General features: G+C 64.8%; 15 protein-coding genes. 7 read left to right on the forward strand and 8 right to left on the reverse strand.

Annotation, left to right across the window (positions count from 1 at the left end; translation table 11 throughout):
* Positions 1 to 30: 30 nt before the first annotated feature.
* Positions 31 to 597 carry an ADP compounds hydrolase NudE gene (gene nudE / locus CCOS865_RS02060; protein WP_119137436.1) on the forward strand — a complete coding sequence of 189 codons (567 nt, stop codon included), beginning with the start codon at positions 31 to 33 and terminating at the stop codon, positions 595 to 597.
* Entirely contained in the window at positions 594 to 1,421 is an 828-nt protein-coding gene (gene cysQ, locus CCOS865_RS02065; RefSeq protein WP_119137437.1) for a 3'(2'),5'-bisphosphate nucleotidase CysQ, read from the forward strand. Before nudE ends, cysQ begins: the two co-directional genes overlap by 4 nt.
* Here cysQ and CCOS865_RS02070 read toward each other — a convergent pair.
* Genes CCOS865_RS02070 through rfbB form a run of 7 tightly spaced genes read right to left on the reverse strand, consistent with a single transcriptional unit; the run spans position 1,410 to position 8,464 of the window.
* Complete coding sequence (locus tag CCOS865_RS02070; RefSeq protein WP_119137439.1) at positions 1,410 to 1,865, reverse strand: YiiD C-terminal domain-containing protein; 456 nt, start codon at positions 1,863 to 1,865, stop codon at positions 1,410 to 1,412. The genes cysQ and CCOS865_RS02070 overlap by 12 nt on opposite strands.
* Positions 1,862 to 3,259 carry a sigma-54-dependent transcriptional regulator gene (locus CCOS865_RS02075; RefSeq protein WP_119137441.1) on the reverse strand — a complete coding sequence of 466 codons (1,398 nt, stop codon included), beginning with the start codon at positions 3,257 to 3,259 and terminating at the stop codon, positions 1,862 to 1,864. The genes CCOS865_RS02070 and CCOS865_RS02075 overlap by 4 nt, the downstream gene beginning before the upstream one ends.
* Positions 3,256 to 5,070: a sensor histidine kinase gene (locus CCOS865_RS02080; protein WP_119137443.1), complete on the reverse strand. Its 1,815-nt coding sequence runs from the start codon at positions 5,068 to 5,070 to the stop codon at positions 3,256 to 3,258. Before CCOS865_RS02080 ends, CCOS865_RS02075 begins: the two co-directional genes overlap by 4 nt.
* Positions 5,071 to 5,107: 37 nt before the next feature.
* Positions 5,108 to 5,968 carry a dTDP-4-dehydrorhamnose reductase gene (rfbD, locus tag CCOS865_RS02085; protein ID WP_119137818.1) on the reverse strand — a complete coding sequence of 287 codons (861 nt, stop codon included), beginning with the start codon at positions 5,966 to 5,968 and terminating at the stop codon, positions 5,108 to 5,110.
* 5 nt (positions 5,969 to 5,973) lie between these two features.
* Positions 5,974 to 6,513 carry a dTDP-4-dehydrorhamnose 3,5-epimerase gene (gene rfbC, locus CCOS865_RS02090; RefSeq protein ID WP_119137445.1) on the reverse strand — a complete coding sequence of 180 codons (540 nt, stop codon included), beginning with the start codon at positions 6,511 to 6,513 and terminating at the stop codon, positions 5,974 to 5,976.
* Positions 6,510 to 7,385: a glucose-1-phosphate thymidylyltransferase RfbA gene (gene rfbA / locus CCOS865_RS02095; RefSeq protein ID WP_119137447.1), complete on the reverse strand. Its 876-nt coding sequence runs from the start codon at positions 7,383 to 7,385 to the stop codon at positions 6,510 to 6,512. The genes rfbC and rfbA overlap by 4 nt, the downstream gene beginning before the upstream one ends.
* Complete coding sequence (gene rfbB / locus CCOS865_RS02100) at positions 7,382 to 8,464, reverse strand: dTDP-glucose 4,6-dehydratase (protein ID WP_119137449.1); 1,083 nt, start codon at positions 8,462 to 8,464, stop codon at positions 7,382 to 7,384. The genes rfbA and rfbB overlap by 4 nt, the downstream gene beginning before the upstream one ends.
* A 188-nt stretch (positions 8,465 to 8,652) precedes the next feature.
* Here rfbB and CCOS865_RS02105 point away from each other — a divergent pair, with 188 nt between their 5' ends.
* Together CCOS865_RS02105 and aguA are read left to right on the forward strand one after the other, a co-directional pair.
* Positions 8,653 to 11,553, forward strand: a complete 2,901-nt coding sequence (locus tag CCOS865_RS02105) for an aminotransferase (protein WP_119137451.1) — start codon at positions 8,653 to 8,655, stop codon at positions 11,551 to 11,553.
* 172 nt (positions 11,554 to 11,725) lie between these two features.
* Entirely contained in the window at positions 11,726 to 12,832 is a 1,107-nt protein-coding gene (gene aguA, locus CCOS865_RS02110; RefSeq protein ID WP_119137453.1) for an agmatine deiminase, read from the forward strand.
* A 469-nt stretch (positions 12,833 to 13,301) separates the two neighbouring features.
* Here the strand turns inward: aguA and CCOS865_RS02120 are convergent, their stop codons facing one another.
* Positions 13,302 to 15,383, reverse strand: coding sequence for a TonB-dependent receptor (locus tag CCOS865_RS02120; RefSeq protein WP_119137457.1), 2,082 nt, complete (start codon positions 15,381 to 15,383; stop codon positions 13,302 to 13,304).
* A gap of 517 nt (positions 15,384 to 15,900) precedes the next feature.
* On the opposite strand from CCOS865_RS02120, the gene CCOS865_RS02125 reads away from it, so the two are divergent.
* From CCOS865_RS02125 to CCOS865_RS02135, 3 genes are all read left to right on the forward strand, one after another.
* A complete protein-coding gene (locus tag CCOS865_RS02125) occupies positions 15,901 to 17,193 on the forward strand; it encodes an OprD family porin (protein WP_119137459.1) in 1,293 nt (430 codons plus the stop codon).
* A 237-nt stretch (positions 17,194 to 17,430) separates the two neighbouring features.
* Positions 17,431 to 17,622, forward strand: coding sequence for a type II toxin-antitoxin system HicA family toxin (locus tag CCOS865_RS02130; RefSeq protein ID WP_119137461.1), 192 nt, complete (start codon positions 17,431 to 17,433; stop codon positions 17,620 to 17,622).
* Positions 17,623 to 17,639: 17 nt separating this feature from the next.
* Positions 17,640 to 18,047 carry a type II toxin-antitoxin system HicB family antitoxin gene (locus CCOS865_RS02135; RefSeq protein WP_119137463.1) on the forward strand — a complete coding sequence of 136 codons (408 nt, stop codon included), beginning with the start codon at positions 17,640 to 17,642 and terminating at the stop codon, positions 18,045 to 18,047.

The raw sequence follows: 18,047 nt of genomic DNA on the forward strand, positions 1-18,047 counted from the left end.
AGTAACCCGTTCACGCCAAGGAGCCGCCCCATGCGCCAGAAACCCACCGTCCTCAGCCGCGAAATTGTCGCCAGCAGCCGTCTGTTCCGTGTCGAAGCCGTGCAATTGCGCTTCTCCAATGGCACCGAACGGACCTACGAGCGGTTGGTCGGCCGGGGCAATGGCTACGGCGCGGTGATGATCGTGGCGATGCTCGATGCCGAGCATGCGGTGCTGGTCGAGGAATACTGCGGCGGCACCGACGAATACGAACTGTCCCTGCCCAAGGGCCTGATCGAGCCGGGTGAAGACGTGCTGTCCGCAGCCAACCGCGAGCTCAAGGAAGAAGCCGGTTTCGGTGCCCGCCAGCTGGAGCACCTGACCGAACTGTCGCTGTCGCCCGGCTACATGAGCCAGAAGATCCAGGTGGTGCTGGCCACTGACCTGTATGAAGAGCGCCTCGAAGGCGACGAACCCGAGCCGATGGGCGTCGACAAGGTCAACCTGCGCGAGCTCTCGGCGCTGGCCATGCACCCGCAATTCACCGAAGGCCGGGCGCTGGCGGCGTTGTACCTGGTGCGCGACATGCTCACCCAGCGCGGGCTGCTCAGCGTATGAACGACCAGGACCTGATGCAGCATGTGGTCAAGCTCGCCGACCTCGCCGGCGAGGCGATCCTGCCGTTCTGGCGTGCCGATGTGGCGGTCACGGCCAAGGCCGACGACTCGCCGGTGACCGCCGCCGACCTGGCCGCTCACCATGTCATTGCCGACGGCCTGCGGGCCTTGGCGCCGCAGATCCCGGTGCTGTCCGAGGAAGACTGCGAGATCGCCCTCGCCGAGCGGGCCGGCTGGCAGCGCTGGTGGCTGGTCGATCCGCTGGATGGCACCAAGGAATTCATCGCCGGCAGTGAAGAATTCACCGTCAACATCGCCTTGATCGAAGACGGCGAAGTGGTGTTCGGCGTGGTTGCGATGCCGACCAACGGCCGCTGCTATTTCGGCGGCCGTGCGCTGGGCGCCTGGCGTACCGAGCGGGGCGGCCAGGCCGAGCGGATCCAGGTGCGCGATACGCCGCCCGCCGATGGCCGCTTCACGGTGGTCGCCAGCCGCCGCCACTCCAGCCCGCAACAGGAAGCCTTGCTGGCGGGCCTGAGCGGGGCCGTGGGTGAGCTGGAGCTGGCGAACATCGGCAGTTCGCTGAAATTCTGCCTGCTGGCCGAAGGCGCCGCCGATTGCTATCCGCGCTTGGCACCGACCTCGCAGTGGGACACCGCCGCTGCCCAGGGCGTGCTGGAGGGCGCGGGTGGCGAGGTGATCAACCTGGACGGGCAGCCGTTCCGCTACCCGCCACGCGAGTCCTTGCTCAACCCGTTCTTCCTGGCACTGCCCAGCGCCGCGACGTGGCGCCAGGCGCTGATCCAGCTCGCTTCAGCGATGTAGCACGTACTGCCCGCTGAACCGCACGGCGGGCGCATCGCTGCCGAGGTTCGAGACCACCGTGTGCAGCGTCAGGCGCGCCCGCCCACGGCGCTGATAGAGCGCCACGAAACGTTCCCAGGTCTGGTCGTCCGGCGCCTCGCAGCGGGCGATTGCCGCGCCGGTGACCGGCAGTGGATAACTGATCTGGCCCTCCTGGATGACGATGTGCCCATCGTCGATCCCCGCCTCGCGCAGGCGCAGGTGCAACCAGCCCCAACCGACCAGCACCGCCGCGCAGTACAGGCTGCCGCCGAACATGGTGCTCTTGTGGTTGACGTTGGCCTCCAGCGGCAACTGCAGCTGCAGGCAGCGGTCTTGCCAGGCGATCACTTGCAGGCCCATCTCGCGGGTCAGCGGAATGTCGCTGTGCAACACCCCTTGCAGGTACTGGGTGTCCGGGTTCATGGACGGTGGTCCTCGTGTTCGTCAGCCCCGCCGAAGCTCAGGCCGTGCTTGCGCAGCTTGTCGTGCAGGGTCTTGCGCGGGATGCCCAGCGCTTCGGCGAGGCTGCGCATGGAGCTGTGTGGCTGGGTCAGCTCGGCGGCGATCAGCGAGCGTTCGAACTGCTCGACCTGCTCGCTCAGGTTGCCGAGCGACAGCGCCTCGGCAGTCGGCGTCGCCGCCGGCAGTTGGCCGTCGAGGGCCAGCTCGAGGCCCAGGGCGAAGCGTTCGGCGGCGTTCTGCAGCTCGCGCACGTTGCCTGGCCAGTCATGGCGCAGGAGCATGGCCCGTTGCGCCGGCTGCAGGCTGTGCGGGGCCAGGCCATGGCGCTGGCTGGCGGCGTCGGCGAAATGCTGGAACAGCAGCAGGATGTCGTCGCCGCGTTCGCGCAGCGCCGGAATGCGCAGCGGGGCGACGTTCAGGCGGTAATACAGGTCGGCGCGGAAGCGCCCCTGATCGGCGGACTGGCGCAGGTCTTCCTTGGTCGCGGCGATGATGCGGATGTCCAGCGGGATCAACTGGTTGCCCCCCAGGCGCTCGACCACCCGCTCCTGCAGCATGCGCAGCAGCTTGACCTGCACATCCAGGCTCATGCTCTCGATCTCGTCGAGGAACAGCGTGCCGCCATTGGCGAACTCGAACTTGCCGATACGGCGCTTTTGCGCGCCGGTAAACGCCCCGGGCTCATGGCCGAACAGCTCGCTCTCGACCACCGACTCGGCCAGGGCGCCGGCGTTGATCGCCACGAACGGGCCGTCGCGACGGCTCGACAGGTCGTGCAGGGCGCGCGCCACCACCTCTTTGCCGGCCCCGGTTTCACCGAGGATCAGCACGTCGGCGCGGGTCCCGGCGAGGGCGCCGATCTGCTCGCGCAGGCGCTGCATGGCGGGCGACTGGCCGACCAGGCGCGTCGACAACTGCTGACGGTCGCTCAGCGCCAGGCGCAGGCTGCGGTTGTCCAGCACCAGCCGACGCAGGGCCAGGGCGCGCCGCACGCTGTCGAGCAGGGCGTCACTGGCGAAGGGTTTTTCGAGGAAGTCATAGGCGCCGGCACGCATCGCCTGCACCGCCAGCGGCACGTCGCCGTGGCCGGTGATCAGCAGCACCGGCAGCTCGTGGTCGCGCCCGCGCAGGTGCTCGAGCAACTGCAGGCCGTCGATGCCGGGCATGCGGATATCGCTGACGACCACGCCCGGCCAGTCTGGCTCGATGCGCTCGGCCAGGCCCTGGGCATCGGCCAGGGTCACCACCTTTAGCCCGGCCAGGTCCAGGGTCTGGCCGAGGGCCTGGCGCAGGTGCGGGTCGTCGTCGACCAGGATCACCTGGGTACGGCTGTCGATCAAAGTCTCGGGCGTCATGCCGAGGGGTCCTCCGAAGTGGGCAGGGTGGCGCCGGGCTTGGCCACGCGCATCTGCAGGGTGAGCAGGGCGCCACCTTCCGGGTGGTTGCCGAGCAGCAGTTCGCCGCCAAGGGTGCGCATCAGGCTTTCGCAGATGGCCAGGCCGAGGCCCAGGCCCTGGGTGCGGGTCTTGGTGGTGAAGAACGGCTCCTTGGCCCGCTCCAGGGCTTGGCGGGTGAAGCCTGGGCCGTTGTCGCGGATGTACAGGTAGACGTAGTCGTCGCGTTTTTCGGCACTCAGCCAGAGCTTGCGCGGGTTGGCTTTTTCAGTGAGCGCATCAAGGGCGTTCGCCAGCAGGTTGCCGAGCACCTGGCGCAGGCGGGTTTCGCCGGCCTGGACCCACAGCGGGGCGTCGGGCAGGTCGCGGATCAGCTCCACGGCCATGGCCCGGCGGCGCTTGGCGAGCAGGGCCAGGGCATCGTCCAGCGCGGGTTGCAGGGCGACGCTTTCCGGGGCGTGGCGGTCGCGGCGGGCGAAGGCACGCAGGTGGGCGATGATCGAGGCCATGCGCCCGGTCAGTTCGCCGATCAGCTTGAGGTTGCCGCGGGCGTCTTCGGTGCGTTCGTGATCGAGCAGGATCTCGGCGTTTTCGGCGTAGCTGCGGATCGCCGCCAGCGGCTGGTTGAGCTCGTGGCTGATGCTCGCCGACATGGTGCCGAGCACCGACAGCTTGCCGGCCTGGACCAGCTCGTCCTGGGCGCGGACCAGCTCCTGCTGGGCGTTTTCACGCTCCAGCACAGCGCTCTTGAGCCGGGTATTGAGGCCTTCGAGGTCGGCGGTCCGTTCGACCACGCGCTTTTCCAGCTCCTGGCGGCCATGCGCCTCGAGGCCGATGCGGTCGATATAGTGGCGCCGCCGTTGCATCACCAGCCCGGCGAGCAGCATCAGTACCAGCAGGGCGCCGGCACCGATCGCCATGACCGTCTGCACCGAGCGATCGATGAGGATGTGCGGCGCCAGAATGCTCACTTGCCAGCCGGTTTCCTTGATGTCGCGGGTCTGCGTCAGCCAGGCGTCCGGGTTGAGGTTGAGCGGCTGCGGTGCCTGGGTCGGGTACGGCTGGATGGCGAGCATCGCTTCGCGCTCGGCCGCGGTCAGCGCGCGGGTCGCGCGAAAACGCCAGTCGGGGCGCGAGGTCAGCACCACGACGCCGTTCTGGTCGGTCAGCAGCAGTTGCTCGGGGGTACGCCCCCACAGCGTTTCGGTGTGATCGAGGTCGACCTTGACCACCAGCACGCCGATTACCCGGTCGCGATCGCGCACGGCCGCGGCGAAGAAGTAGCCGCGTTTGGCCGAGGTCGTGCCCTGGCCGAAGAAGCGCCCCAGGCGGCCTTCCATGGCTTCGATGAAGTACGGCCGGAAGGCGAAGTTGCGGCCGACGAAGCTGTCGTGCTTGTCCCAGTTGGAGCCGGCCAGGGTGTTGCCGTTGACGTCCATCAGGTACATCACTTCGGCGCCGGTCTGCTGGACGATGTCCTTGAGCAGGCGGTTGGCGTTGGTCACCGCTTCCAGCTTGAACGGGTCGGCCAGCACCTGGCGCAACGCCGGCAGGTCGCCCAGGATCTGCGGCAAGGTCTCGTAGCGGTGCAGGGTGCCGAGCAGGTTGGCGACGTAGAGGTCGAGGGTCTGTCGGTTCTGCGAGGCCAGCTCGTCCTGGTAATAGCGCTCGGCGAGGTGGTGCAGCGGCCAGAGCAACGGCGCCAGGCACAGGGCCAGCAGCGCCAGGCTGCGCCAGCGGGGGCGCCGAGGGGGGGTAGACAGTTGATTCATCGCAAATCGCACCAGAAAAGTCTGATGCGATTATGCGCTAGTTCATGCACTCGATGAGCGCTTGGCGCCAGTGCGGCTGGCTGACCTGCCATTCTCGGGCCAGGCGTGAGCAGTCCAGGCGCGAGTTGCACGGCCGGCGGGCTGGGGTCGGGTACTCGCTGGACGCGATCGGCAGCAGCTCGGCGCACGGCAGGCCCCGCGCCTCGAGTTGCTCGGCAATGGCCTGGGCGAAGCCGAACCACGAGGTTTCACCTTGCGCGGTCAGGTGGTAGGTGCCCCAGGCGCCGGCCTCGCCGGCTTGCCAGTGCTCGATCAGCGCGCGGGTGCTGGCGGCAAGGGTACCGGCCCAGGTCGGCGCGCCGATCTGGTCGTCGACCACGCGCAGTTGCGCTTTCTCTTGCAGCAGGCGTTGCATGGTCAGGAGAAAATTGCGCCCCTGCAGCGAATACACCCAGCTGGTGCGCAGGATCAGGTGTTGGCCCGCCACCGCGCTGATCGCCTGTTCACCGGCCAGCTTGCTGCTGCCATACACACCCAGTGGGTTGGGCGTGTCCTGTTCGGTGTAGGGGCTGGCCTTGCTGCCGTCGAACACGTAGTCGGTGGAGTAGTGCAGCAGCGGCGCACCGAGCCGCGCGGCTTCTTCGGCGAGTACGCGGGGGCTTTCGGCGTTGATCGCGAAGGCCAGTTGCGGCTCGCTTTCGGCCTGGTCCACGGCCGTGTAGGCGGCGGCGTTGATGATCAGGTCCGGGGCGAGGTCGCGCACGGGCTGGCGCACATCCTCGGGCCGCGACAGGTCGAGCTGGTCGCGGCCGAGCAGGTGCAGCTCGCCCAGGCCGGCCAGTTGCCGCTGCAGCGCCTGGGCGACCTGGCCATTGCGCCCGCACACAAGGATGCGCAAAGGTTTCATGGGAACAGCTCCCTGAACCACACACCTGCCTGGTCCTTGGGCGACAGCAACGGTGGCTGCTCCAGGCCCCAGTCGATGGCAAGGTCCGGGTCATCCCAGCGGATGCAGCGCTCGGCGGCGGGGTTGAAGTAATCGGTGGTCTTGTAGAGGAAGTCCGCCGACTCGCTGAGCACCAGGAAACCATGGGCGAGCCCTGGTGGAATCCAGAACTGGCGATGGTCGCTGGCGCTCAGGCGCGTCGCCACCCAGCGACCGAACGTTGGTGAGTCGCGGCGCACGTCAACCGCGACGTCGAGCACTTCGCCCTGGACCACCCGCACCAGTTTGCCCTGGGGGTTTTCTACCTGGTAATGCAGGCCGCGCAGCACGCCTTTCTGCGAGCGCGAGTGGTTGTCCTGAACAAAGTTGAAGGCGACCCCGGTCTGCTCCTCGAACGTGCGCGCGTTGAAGCTCTCGAAGAAGAACCCGCGGCTGTCGCCGAACACCTTGGGTTCGATGATCAGTACATCGGGGATCTCGGTGCGGATGACGTTCATGGGTACTCTTCTGCCAGTTTGCTCAGGTACTGACCGTAACCGGTCTTCTTCAATTCGCCAGCCTTGGCGAGCAATTGCTCGCGGCTGATCCAGCCCTTCTGGAAGGCGATTTCTTCCAGGCAGGCGACCTTCAGCCCCTGGCGGTTCTCGATGGTCTGCACGTACTGCGAGGCGTCGAGCAGGCTCTCGTGGGTGCCGGTGTCGAGCCAGGCGAAACCGCGGCCGAAGCGCTCGACACGCAGGTCACCGCGTTGCAGGTAGGCATTGGTGATGTCGGTGATTTCCAGTTCACCACGCGCTGAAGGGCGCACGGCCTTGGCGATTTCGATGACGTCGTTGTCGTAGAAGTAAAGCCCGGTCACGGCATAGTTGGACTTGGCCACTGCGGGTTTTTCTTCGATCGACAGCGCCTTGCCCTGGTCGTCGAACTCGACCACGCCGAAACGCTCCGGATCCTTGACCAGGTAGCCGAACACCGTTGCTCCGCTTTCATGATTGACGGCGCGCAGCAGCTGCTCGCTGAAGCCCTGGCCGTGGAAGATGTTGTCGCCCAGGATCAGGCATACCGAGTCGTCGCCGATGAATTCCTCGCCAATCAGGAACGCCTGGGCCAGGCCATCGGGGGAAGGCTGCTCGGCGTAACTGATGTTGATGCCGAACTGGCTGCCGTCGCCGAACAGCCGGCGATACTGGGGCAGGTCCAGCGGGGTCGAGATCAGCAGGATGTCGCGGATGCCGGCGAGCATCAGCACCGAGATCGGGTAGTAGATCATCGGTTTGTCATAGATCGGCAGCAGCTGTTTGGAAACCCCCAGGGTGATGGGGTGCAGGCGGGTGCCGGAGCCGCCCGCCAGGACGATGCCTTTGGTCATGTGATCAGGTCCTTGAATTGGGTATTGCCCAGGCGCTCTCCCTGGTAGCTGCCATCCTGGACGCGGCCGCACCACTCCAGGTTCTCGAGGTACCACTGGACGGTCTTGCGCAGCCCCGACTCGAAGGTTTCTTCGGGCACCCAGCCCAGTTCGCGTTCGATCTTGCCGGCATCGATGGCATAGCGCAGGTCATGCCCGGGGCGGTCGGCGACAAAACTGATGAGGTCGGCGTAGTGCGTCACGCCGGCCGGGCGCTGCGGTCCGAGTTCGTCGAGCAGGGCGCAGATGGCGCGGACCACGTCGATGTTCTTCTGCTCGTTGTGGCCGCCGATGTTGTACGTCTCACCGACCTGGCCGTTGCTCACCACGGTGAGCAGGGCGCGGGCGTGGTCTTCGACGAACAGCCAGTCGCGCACCTGTTGGCCATTGCCGTACACCGGCAGTGGCTTGCCGGCCAGCGCGTTGAGGATGACCAGCGGAATGAGCTTTTCCGGGAAGTGATACGGGCCATAGTTGTTCGAGCAGTTGGTCAGCAGTACCGGCAGGCCGTAAGTGCGTTGCCAGGCGCGGACCAGGTGGTCGGAGGCGGCCTTGCTCGCCGAGTAGGGCGAGCTGGGGGCATACGGCGTGTGCTCGGTAAACAGGTCGTCGACACCGTGCAGGTCGCCGTACACCTCATCGGTGGAGATGTGGTGGAAACGAAACGCGCCGCGCTCATCGGCCGGCAGTTGGCTCCACCAGGCGCGGGTGGCCTCGAGCAGGGCATAGGTGCCGACGATGTTGGTCTGGATGAACGCCGCGGGGCCGTCGATCGAACGGTCGACGTGCGACTCGGCCGCCAGGTGCATGATGGCCTGTGGCGCAAAACGCTGCAGCACGGCGCTGACGGTGGCCTGGTCGGCGATATCGGCCTGGACGAACTCGTAGCGCGTGTCGTTGGCGATCGGCTGCAGCGACTCGAGGTTGCCAGCGTAGGTCAGCTTGTCGAGATTGAGCACCTCGTGGTCGGTGTGTTCGATCAAGTGGCGGATCAGTGCCGAGCCGATAAAGCCGGCGCCGCCCGTGACGAGTATGCGCATCAGGTTGCCTCTGGAAAAACGGGTTGACGTCGGATGGAGCCTAGCTTGTCTTTTGCCGCCGGGGCTGACAAGCGGTGGCTCGCGATTCCTGCCGTGACAGGGGACCCCGTCATTTTTAATTTACGGATACCTTGTATATCGGCAGCAGTAGTGGCGATATAAGCGACAAAAAATCGAGGTCCACATTCATGCCCCTCAGCACCCTGATCCAGCGTTCCAGCCAGCCCAGTCCTGCGCTCAGCGAAGCCCAGGCACATGCCCTGCTGAGGGCGCATTACGACCTGGCGGGCAGCGTGCAATCGTTGGGCAGCCAGCAGGACCTCAACCTGCGCCTGGACAGCGATCAGGGGCGCTTTGTGCTCAAGGTGTGCCACGCCAGCTATGCCGAGCACGAGCTGCAGGCGCAACACGCTGCCCTGGCCTACCTGGCCGATCGAGGTGTGCCGGTGCCTGGCGTGCGCCCTGCGCTCAGTGGCGACGCGCTGCTGGCCGTGGAGGTCGACGGCCAGCCGCTGCGCGTGCGCCTGCTCGACTACATCGACGGCCAGCCGCTGACCCGTCTCAAACACCTGCCGACCCGGCTGGTGGCTGAACTCGGTGCACTGTGCGCGCGGGTCGACCAGGCGCTGGCGAGCTTTGACCATCCTGGCCTGACGCGCACGCTGCAATGGGACCCGCAACAGGCCCAGGCGCTGATCGAGCACCTGCTGCCGCTGTTGAGCGATGCCGGGCGACGCGAGCAACTGGCGCAGGTCGTGCGCCAGGCCGGGGAGACCCTGCAACCGCTGGTGGCGCAGCTGCCGAGCCAGGCTGTGCACCTGGACATCACCGACGACAACGTGGTCTGGCGCCGCGACGAGGCGCGCGAATGGCAGCTGCAGGGCGTCATCGACTTCGGAGACCTGCTGCGTACCTGGCGGATTGCCGACCTGTCGGTGACCTGCGCGGCGTTGCTGCACCATGCCGAGGGCGATCCGCTGCGCATCCTGCCGGCCGTGACGGCCTACCAGGCCATCAACCCACTGGACGACGCCGAGCTGCGTGCCCTCTGGCCGCTGGTACTGATGCGCGCCACGGTACTGGTGCTGAGCAGTGAGCAGCAGCTGGCGGTCGACCCGCACAACCAGTACACCCGCGACAACATCGCCCATGAATGGCAGATCTTCGATACCGCCTGCCAGGTGCCAGCGATGCTGATGGAGGCCGCCATTCTCCAGGCGGCAGGCCGTCAACTGCCGGCGCTGGAGCTGTCGGGCTGCGCGCCGCTGCTGCCCGAGCTGGCCGGGCAGCCGGTGAGCCGGGTCGACCTGGGCGTGCTGAGCGCGCATTGCGAGGCGGGTAACTGGGAGCAGAGCGGCTTCGATCAGGCCGTGCTGGCGGCGCAAACGGGCGCCGCATGTAGCCTGCATGGCCAATACCGCCTGTCACAGACGCACATCGATCGCCCCGACGAGCCGGCAACCTGCGCCCTGGGCGTGGAACTCAAGGTGCCATCGGGCAGCGTCGTGCAGGCCCCGCAGGACGGGGTCTGGCAGCGTCTTGGCGATGGACGCGGGGTGCTCCGTACGGCGCACTGGAGCCTGTGGCTCAAAGGCCTGGACGCGACCCCCGACGACGGCCAGGGCGTGAGCAAAGGGCAGACGCTGGGCACCGCGTGTGGCTTCCTCTGTGTGCAGCTGTGCCGCGACACCGCGCTGCAGCCGCCATTCTTCGCCCAACCCAGCGCCGCTGCCGCCTGGCTGGCGCTGTGCCCGTCACCGCAGGCGTTGCTCGGCTTTGACTGCGACGCCGAGCCGTTGCCTGACGCGCAGGCCTTGCTGGCGCGGCGCGATGCCAGCTTCGCCCGTTCGCAAAAGCACTATTACGCCGAGCCGCCGCAGATCGAACGCGGGTGGCGCAACTACCTGATCGACCTGCAGGGCCGCTCGTACCTGGACATGCTCAACAACGTGGCGGTGCTCGGCCATGGCCACCCGCGCATGGCCGCCGAGTCGGCGCGCCAGTGGTCGTTGCTCAACACCAACTCGCGCTTCCACTACGCGGCCATCGCCGAATTCTCCGAGCGCTTGCTGGCGCTGGCGCCGGACGGCTTCGACCGGGTGTTCCTGGTCAACAGTGGGACCGAGGCCAATGACCTGGCCATTCGCCTGGCCTGGGCCTACAGCGGCGGGCGTGACCTGATCAGCGTGCTGGAGGCGTATCACGGCTGGTCGGTGGCCACCGATGCCATCTCCACTTCGATTGCCGACAATCCCCTGGCGCTGCAGACGCGCCCTGACTGGGTGCACCCGGTAGAGGCGCCCAATACCTTCCGCGGCCGCTACCGAGGTGCCGAGAGCGCAGCGGATTACCTGCGAGATGTCGATGCCAAGCTTGCCGACCTCGATGCGCGCGGCCGCCAGCTGGCGGGCATGATCTGCGAACCGGTGTATGGCAACGCCGGGGGCATCTCGCTGCCGCCCGGCTACTTGCGCGACGCCTACGCCCAGGTGCGTGCTCGGGGTGGCGTGTGTATCGCCGACGAGGTGCAGGTCGGTTATGGCCGCCTGGGCGACTACTTCTGGGGCTTCGAAGAGCAGGGCGTGGTGCCGGACATCATCACCATGGCCAAGGGCATGGGCAACGGCCAGCCACTGGGTGCGGTGATCACTCGGCGCGAGATCGCCGAGGCGCTCGAGGCCGAGGGTTATTTCTTCTCGTCGGCCGGCGGCAGCCCGGTCAGCTGCCGGATCGGCCTCGCGGTGCTCGATGTGATGGACGAAGAAGGCCTGTGGCAGAACACCCGCGAGGTCGGCGGTTACTTCAAGGCGCGCCTGCAGGGCTTGGTCGATAAACATCCGCTGGCGGGCGCGGCGCATGGCTCGGGGTTCTACCTGGGGCTGGAACTGGTGCGTGACCGGCAGACTCTGGAACCGGCAACCGCCGAGACCATGATCCTGTGCAACCGCCTGCGCGACCTGGGCATCTTCATGCAGCCGACCGGGGATTACCTGAACATCCTCAAGATCAAGCCGCCGATGTGCACCACCCGGGCCAGCGTCGACTACTTTGTCGATTGTGTGGATCGGATCCTTGGAGAAGGGCTCTAACAGGTGATTCTTGCCGTCATAAGCCGATTGTTATCGATTTGAAATAGATTTTTATGGCTGAGCGGCACTAGCTTCAGCTTTTATTGCGGATATTTATCGGATATAAATGTTCACCTTGCCATTGGGGCCACAGCGGCCCCAGGCCATTCGACAGCTTGCGCAGAGGTCACTGATGAAAACCCTCACTTCGACTCCCCGTGCCGAAGGCTTCCATATGCCCGCCGAGTGGGCGCCGCAGACCCAGGTCTGGATGGTCTGGCCAGAGCGCCCCGACAACTGGCGCCTGGGCGGCAAGCCGGCGCAGGCGGCCCACGTGACCCTGGCCAAGGCCATTGCACGCTTCGAGCCGGTCACCGTCGGTGTCTCCGCTGGCCAGTACGAGAACGCCCGCCGGCAGCTCGACCTGCCGAACATCCGCGTGGTGGAAATCAGCAACGACGACGCCTGGGTGCGCGACACCGGCCCGACCTTCGTCATCAACGACCAGGGTGAAGTGCGTGGCGTGGACTGGGCGTTCAACGCCTGGGGCGGCTTCGACGGCGGCCTCTACGCGCCGTGGAACCGCGATGAGGAGCTGGCGGCCAAGGTCCTGGAAATGGAGCGCTGCCAGCGCTACCAGACCGAAGGCTTCGTGCTCGAGGGCGGCTCGATCCATGTCGACGGCGAAGGCACCCTGATCACCACCGAGGAATGCCTGCTCAACCGCAACCGCAACCCGCACCTGAACCGCGAGCAGATCGAACAGATCCTGCGTGATCAGCTGGCGGTGGAGACCATCGTCTGGCTGCCGGACGGCCTGTACAACGACGAGACCGATGGCCACGTCGACAACTTCTGCTGTTACGTCGCTCCAGGCGAAGTGTTACTGGCCTGGACCGATGATTCCAACGACCCCAACTATGCACGTTGCCACGCCGCGCTAGAGGTGCTGAACAGCACCCGCGACGCCAAGGGGCGCACCTTTGTAGTGCACAAGATGCCCATCCCTGGGCCGCTGTTTGCTACTGAGGAAGAGTGTGCCGGTGTCGACCAGGTCAGCGGCAGCCAGGAGCGCGATCCGTCGGTGCGTCTGGCCGGCTCGTACGTGAACTTCCTGATCGTCAACGGCGGGATCATCGCGCCGAGCTTCGATGACCCGGCAGATGCCCAGGCTAGAGAGATTCTGGCGAAGATTTTCCCTGACCATGAAGTGGTCATGATCCCGGGCCGTGAGCTGCTGCTGGGCGGCGGCAACATCCATTGCCTTACCCAGCAACAACCGGCGCCGATCAAGCGCTGAGACCCTGGCAGATAAAAAGAGCCCGTCATTTGACGGGCTTTTTTTTTGCGGCGACGGCTGGCATACCAAATGGCATACGTTTTGTATTGTTTTTCGTTGTGTTTCAAGTGGATAGGTTTTGCCGATCTGTAACAAAACCCACGTAAGTTAGCCGCTCACGGGCCCAGGGAGTACGTGTAGAGATGAATGCAGTAAGTGAGTCGGCGTTGCGCCCATCGGCAGTGAATCACGAATCGCTCAAAATTTTGACGCAGTGGTTGAAGCGCAATGGAAGCAAGCGGGTCAGGACGACCGATCCACGACGTCTCTTGGACGGGCGATACCCCCAAGGCCTGATCAGCGATGCGGAGCTCGAGGCTCTGATGGCTGTGTGGCATTGAGCGGGTTGTGCATCTGGACACTGTAAAAAAACGCCAGCGCGAATGCGCTGGCGTTTTTGTGTGTGCGATGTCACTGCGGACCGAGCAAATCAGAAGCTGTAAGTCCCTGTGACCACCAGGCTGCGCGGGTCACCGACCATGATCTGCGCCGCGCTGGTCGCCGAGGCGTAGTAGGTCTTGTCGGTCAGGTTGCTCAACGCCGCGCGTACATCCCAGTCATGCGTGCGGTACCCGGCCAGCGCGTCCCAGCGGCCATACCCCGGCAGCACTGTGGTGTTCTGGTTGTCGGCATAGCGTTCGCCGACCAGGGTCAGGCCGGTCTCGGCATACCAGCCCAGCTCCGGCTTCCAGGTGACGAACAGGCTGGCGTTACGCTTGGCCACGTCGTTGATTCGGTTGCCTTCCAGGCCGTTGTTGTCCTTGACGATGGTCGCATCCTGCAAGCCGATGCCACCGCGCACATACCAGTTGCCCACGACGTTGCCGGTGGCGGTCAGCTCTATGCCGCGTGAACGTTGCAGGCCGCTGAGCTGGATCAGCTCCGGGTTGAGCGGGTCACGCGTGCGGCGGTTGTACAACTCCAGCTCATAGACGGCGAGGGTGGTGCTCAGGCGATCGTCGAACCAGTCACTCTTGACCCCGATTTCTTTCTGCCGAGTGAGCTCGGGGCCCGCATCGTTGGCGTTGCCGGCGGCGCCTGGGGTGATGCCGATCAGGCCACCGCCAACCGGCGAAAAGGTCTTGCTCCAGGACGCATAGAAGGAATGCTCGCGCCATGGCGAATACACCACACCCAGGCGCGGGCTGGTGCTGGTGCTGTCCTGCGGCTCGCTGATGTTACGCAGCTGGTTGGTGGTTTCGACCTCGAAGCGATCGAAACGCACGCCGGCCAGGATCTGCCATTGCTCGTTGAGGCGGATCTGGTTCTGCAGGTAGATGCCACGGCTGTCGACCACGGTGTGGTTGTTGCTCGACACCACCATCTGGCCGTTGTGTTGCAGGCCGCGGTCAGGGTTGTTCAGGTTCAGCGCGGGCACCCCCGTGGCGGTGCGCAGCAACGGGTCGCGGCGTTGGTGCGCCAACTCCAGGCCGACCAGCAGCTTGTGCTCCAGGCCCCAGGTGGCGAAGTCGCCTTCGGCTTCGACGGTGTTGGACAGGTTGCGGGTCTTCAGGTCCTGCTGCCAGCGCTGGCGGGTAACGGTATTGGTGCTGGCGTTGTAGCCGACCTGATAGGTGTTGTCGAAGTCGCTGTCGAGCTGGAACAGGCCAAGTGTATGGCGCAGTTGCCAGCTGTCGCTGAGCTGGTAGTTCAGCCGCGAGCGCAGCGACTGCGCCTTGTCGTCGATGAAGTCGCGCTGGGTATCGCCATAGGTGGTCTCGCGGTCGACATCGGCCGGGCGGCCATTGACGCCCGGGATGCCCCGGTCGGGTGTGCGGTTGTAGCGGCTGTATTCGTACTGCACCAGCCAGTTCAGGTCAGGTGTCAGCTGCCAGCTCATGGACGGCGCGAACAGCTGGCGGCTGCCATCGATGCCGTCACGGAAGCTGTTGTTGTCCTGGTTGCCCAGGTTCAGACGCAGGCTGATGTCGTCGCTGACGTCGGTGCTGAGGTCGGCGTACAGGCTGCGCAGGTCTTCGCTGCCGCCCTGGGCCTCGATAGTCGAGCGGCGGCCATGCTCCGGCGCCTTGCTCACGCGGTTGACGATGCCACCTTGGCTGCCACGGCCATAAAGCACCCCGGCCGGGCCCTTGAGTACTTCAACCCGTTCAATGTTGTGCAGGTCACGCACGTACTGGCTGTCGTCGCGAATGCCGTCCAGGTAGAAGTCGTTGCTGCTCTCGAAGCCGCGGATGCGCACGCTGTCGAAGCGCGTGTCGGCGCCGCTGCTGACGTTGGGGATGCCTTCCAGCGCCTTGCCCAGGGTATTGCTGCCGTAGTCCAGCAGGTTGCTGGTCTTCACCGAGTCGATGGCCTGCGGGACGTAGCGAACCGGGGTCGAGGTACGGGTGGCGGTGCTCACGTCCTTGACCCGCGGGTTATCGCGCTCGCGCTCGGCGTCGGCAGTGACCGACAGCTCCGGCAGGGTGGTGGTGGCGGCGTTGGCCAGGCCTGCGCTGCACAGCAGCGACAGGCTCAAAGACAGGGGGGAAAGGCGGCAGGGAGCACGCATGAGAGCATCCGTGGAAAGTTGTAAATGGAAAGAGGATGCGGATGGTAATGCTTGCTATTTGCTCTTGCTCGGGTATTTGTAAAGGCTTGTCTTTACATATGTATCTATTTGTAACTAGTCCTTTGTGATGATCTCGGGGTTGCGGGCAGGGCTGTACACAGACGATGTGCATTCTGAAAGCGGGGGATTGCTCGTGATGAAGTCAGAAAATTCGCGGTTGCCTATCAGACAAATTGCCCCACGCAACGGCAGATATGCATTGAAATGCCCCAGATCACCCTGGAAATTTAGTTATATCGACCTGCATTTCACGATTTTTTGACATTCCCGCGCACAGCCGGATAGGATTCGGCCAACGCCTGCCGGCCATGACTTGGCCATGCTGCTGCGCAAGGCCCGCCGCTCGAGCATCGGCGGTGCCTGTCAGTTGGATCCGCATAGCGTCGAACCTACGAAGGGGCGTTGGTTCCTGGCGTCAAAATGCAGAGCGTTTTTGATTAAGAAAAAGGAAAACAACATGTTGAAAACCAGGATCAGCCTGGTCGCATTGGCATTGATCGCCGCGACCCAGGCTCAGGCCAACGAGCAGGCCAACAGCAAGGGCTTCATCGAGGACAGCCACGCCAACGTCCTGCTGCGCAACGCATACATCAACCGTGACAAGAAGCACGGCACCGACGACCAGATCGAGTGGGGCCAGGCCTTCATCGGTACCTTCAACTCCGGTTTCACCCAAGGCACCGTCGGCGTGGGCGTCGATGCCTTCGGCCTGTACGCGATTCGCCTGGACGGTGGTAAAGGTCACAACGGCGGCGCCGGTGTCGACTTCTTCAAGCCAAGCGATACCGAGCCGGCCAACTCGCCGCACAACCTTGCCCGTGGCGGCGCAGCGGTCAAGTTCCGCATCTCCAACACCGTGCTGAAGTACGGTGACCAGATGCCGGCCCTGCCGGTGCTGCAGTACGACGATGGCCGTCTGTTGCCAGAAAGCTTCACCGGTACCCTGATCACCTCCAAGGAGATCGAAGGCCTGGAGCTGAACGCCGGTCGCTTCACCCAGCTGGCGCGCAAGAGCGCCGAGGGTCGTGACAGTGGTGACCTGAAGTCGATCAACGTCTTCGGCGGTAGCTACAAGTTCACCGACAACTTCACCGCGTCGCTGTACACCGCCGACAACGAAGACGTGATGAAGAAGCACTACCTGGGCTTGAACTACGTCTTCCCAGTGTCCAGCGATCAGTCCCTGACCCTGGACTTCAACGGCTACAAGACCGACATCGACAAGAAGTTCGTCGACAAGGCTGGCCTGACCGGTGACGAAAACACCATCTGGAGCCTGGCGGCCACCTACGCCTTCGGTGCGCACTCGATCACCGTCGCTCACCAGCGCAGCACCGGCAGCACCGGCTACAACTACGGCAGCTACCAGACCCAGCCTTGGGGCACCAGCGACGGTGGTTCGACCATCTACCTGGCCAACTCCTACTGGTCGGACTTCAACGCTGAAGACGAGCGGTCCTGGCAGATCGGCTACGGCCTGGACTTCAGCGCCTACGGCGTGCCGGGCCTGAGCTACAAGCTGGCCTACGTGGTGGGTGACAACATCAACACCCACGGCTTCGGCGAAGGCAAGGAGCGCGAGATCTTCAACCAGCTGCGCTACGTCGTCCAGGACGGCCCGGCCAAGGACCTGTCGGTCAAGCTGCGTAGCTCGTTCCTGCGGACCAACAACGCCGTGCAGCAAAACGGCTACAACGACGACGGCAACGAAGTCCGCGTCTTCGTCGAGTACCCGATCAGCATCTTCTGATACTGACCTGGCGTCTCCAGCAGCCCCGGCTTATGCCGGGGCTGTTTTGTTTGTGGGGTGCTGAACTCGACTTCGCCGCTGATCGCGGCAAGATCCCGCATCACTTTGCGTCGCGCTGTTTTCTCCGTCCTCGCCATACTCGCTCAGGGCCGCTGGTCGTGGATCGGTGGGTATGGTGTTGATAGTTTCGCCATGGTGGTTATACTACCCACCATGGCGGTCGACCAAGGATGGGTCATGAACAGCCGCGAACTGATTTCAGTGATTGAGGCCGATGGTTGGTATCAGGTGCGTACACGCGGCAGCCACCATCACTTCAAACACCCCGAGAAGACCGGACTGGTGACGATTCCTCACCCCAAGAAGGATCTGCTGCCCAAGACGGCGGCCAGTATCCTGCGGCAAGCGAGGATTGGTTATGCCAGCTGAACACGGAGAGAAAGCCCATGCTTTTCCCTATTGCAATCCTCCCCGGCGACGACACCCATGCATGGGGTGTGGAGGTCCCTGATATACCCGGCTGCTACTCGGCAGGCGATGACCTTGACGACGCCATTGCCATGGCCCGCGAGGCCATCGAAGGCCATCTGGAGCTGCTTGCCCAGGACCAGCAGGAGATCCCCAAAGCCAGCAAAGTGACCGTCCACGCGGCCAATTCCGACTATGCCGGCTGCACGTGGGCCCTGATCGACATCGACATTACCCGCTACCTGGGCAAGGCCGAAAAACTCAATATCACGCTGCCGGCCTACCTTCTGAACCGGATCGATGTCTATGTGAAGAACCATCCGGAGCACAAGAGTCGCTCGGGCTTCCTCGCCGAGGCCGCGCTGAAGATCCTTCAGGGCAACTGA

The sequence above is a fragment of the Pseudomonas reidholzensis genome, from assembly GCF_900536025.1.
GTDB lineage: Bacteria > Pseudomonadota > Gammaproteobacteria > Pseudomonadales > Pseudomonadaceae > Aquipseudomonas > Aquipseudomonas reidholzensis.

Bases quoted from the DNA above. Each gene is read 5' to 3' on its own strand.
- nudE (WP_119137436.1), top strand. From the start codon at position 31: ATGCGCCAGAAACCCACCGTCCTCAGCCGCGAAATTGTCGCCAGCAGC.
- cysQ (WP_119137437.1), top strand. From the start codon at position 594: ATGAACGACCAGGACCTGATGCAGCATGTGGTCAAGCTCGCCGACCTC.
- CCOS865_RS02070 (WP_119137439.1), bottom strand. From the start codon at position 1,865: ATGAACCCGGACACCCAGTACCTGCAAGGGGTGTTGCACAGCGACATT.
- CCOS865_RS02075 (WP_119137441.1), bottom strand. From the start codon at position 3,259: ATGACGCCCGAGACTTTGATCGACAGCCGTACCCAGGTGATCCTGGTC.
- CCOS865_RS02080 (WP_119137443.1), bottom strand. From the start codon at position 5,070: ATGAATCAACTGTCTACCCCCCCTCGGCGCCCCCGCTGGCGCAGCCTG.
- rfbC (WP_119137445.1), bottom strand. From the start codon at position 6,513: ATGAACGTCATCCGCACCGAGATCCCCGATGTACTGATCATCGAACCC.
- rfbA (WP_119137447.1), bottom strand. From the start codon at position 7,385: ATGACCAAAGGCATCGTCCTGGCGGGCGGCTCCGGCACCCGCCTGCAC.
- rfbB (WP_119137449.1), bottom strand. From the start codon at position 8,464: ATGCGCATACTCGTCACGGGCGGCGCCGGCTTTATCGGCTCGGCACTG.
- CCOS865_RS02105 (WP_119137451.1), top strand. From the start codon at position 8,653: ATGCCCCTCAGCACCCTGATCCAGCGTTCCAGCCAGCCCAGTCCTGCG.
- aguA (WP_119137453.1), top strand. From the start codon at position 11,726: ATGAAAACCCTCACTTCGACTCCCCGTGCCGAAGGCTTCCATATGCCC.
- CCOS865_RS02120 (WP_119137457.1), bottom strand. From the start codon at position 15,383: ATGCGTGCTCCCTGCCGCCTTTCCCCCCTGTCTTTGAGCCTGTCGCTG.
- CCOS865_RS02125 (WP_119137459.1), top strand. From the start codon at position 15,901: ATGTTGAAAACCAGGATCAGCCTGGTCGCATTGGCATTGATCGCCGCG.
- CCOS865_RS02130 (WP_119137461.1), top strand. From the start codon at position 17,431: ATGAACAGCCGCGAACTGATTTCAGTGATTGAGGCCGATGGTTGGTAT.
- CCOS865_RS02135 (WP_119137463.1), top strand. From the start codon at position 17,640: ATGCTTTTCCCTATTGCAATCCTCCCCGGCGACGACACCCATGCATGG.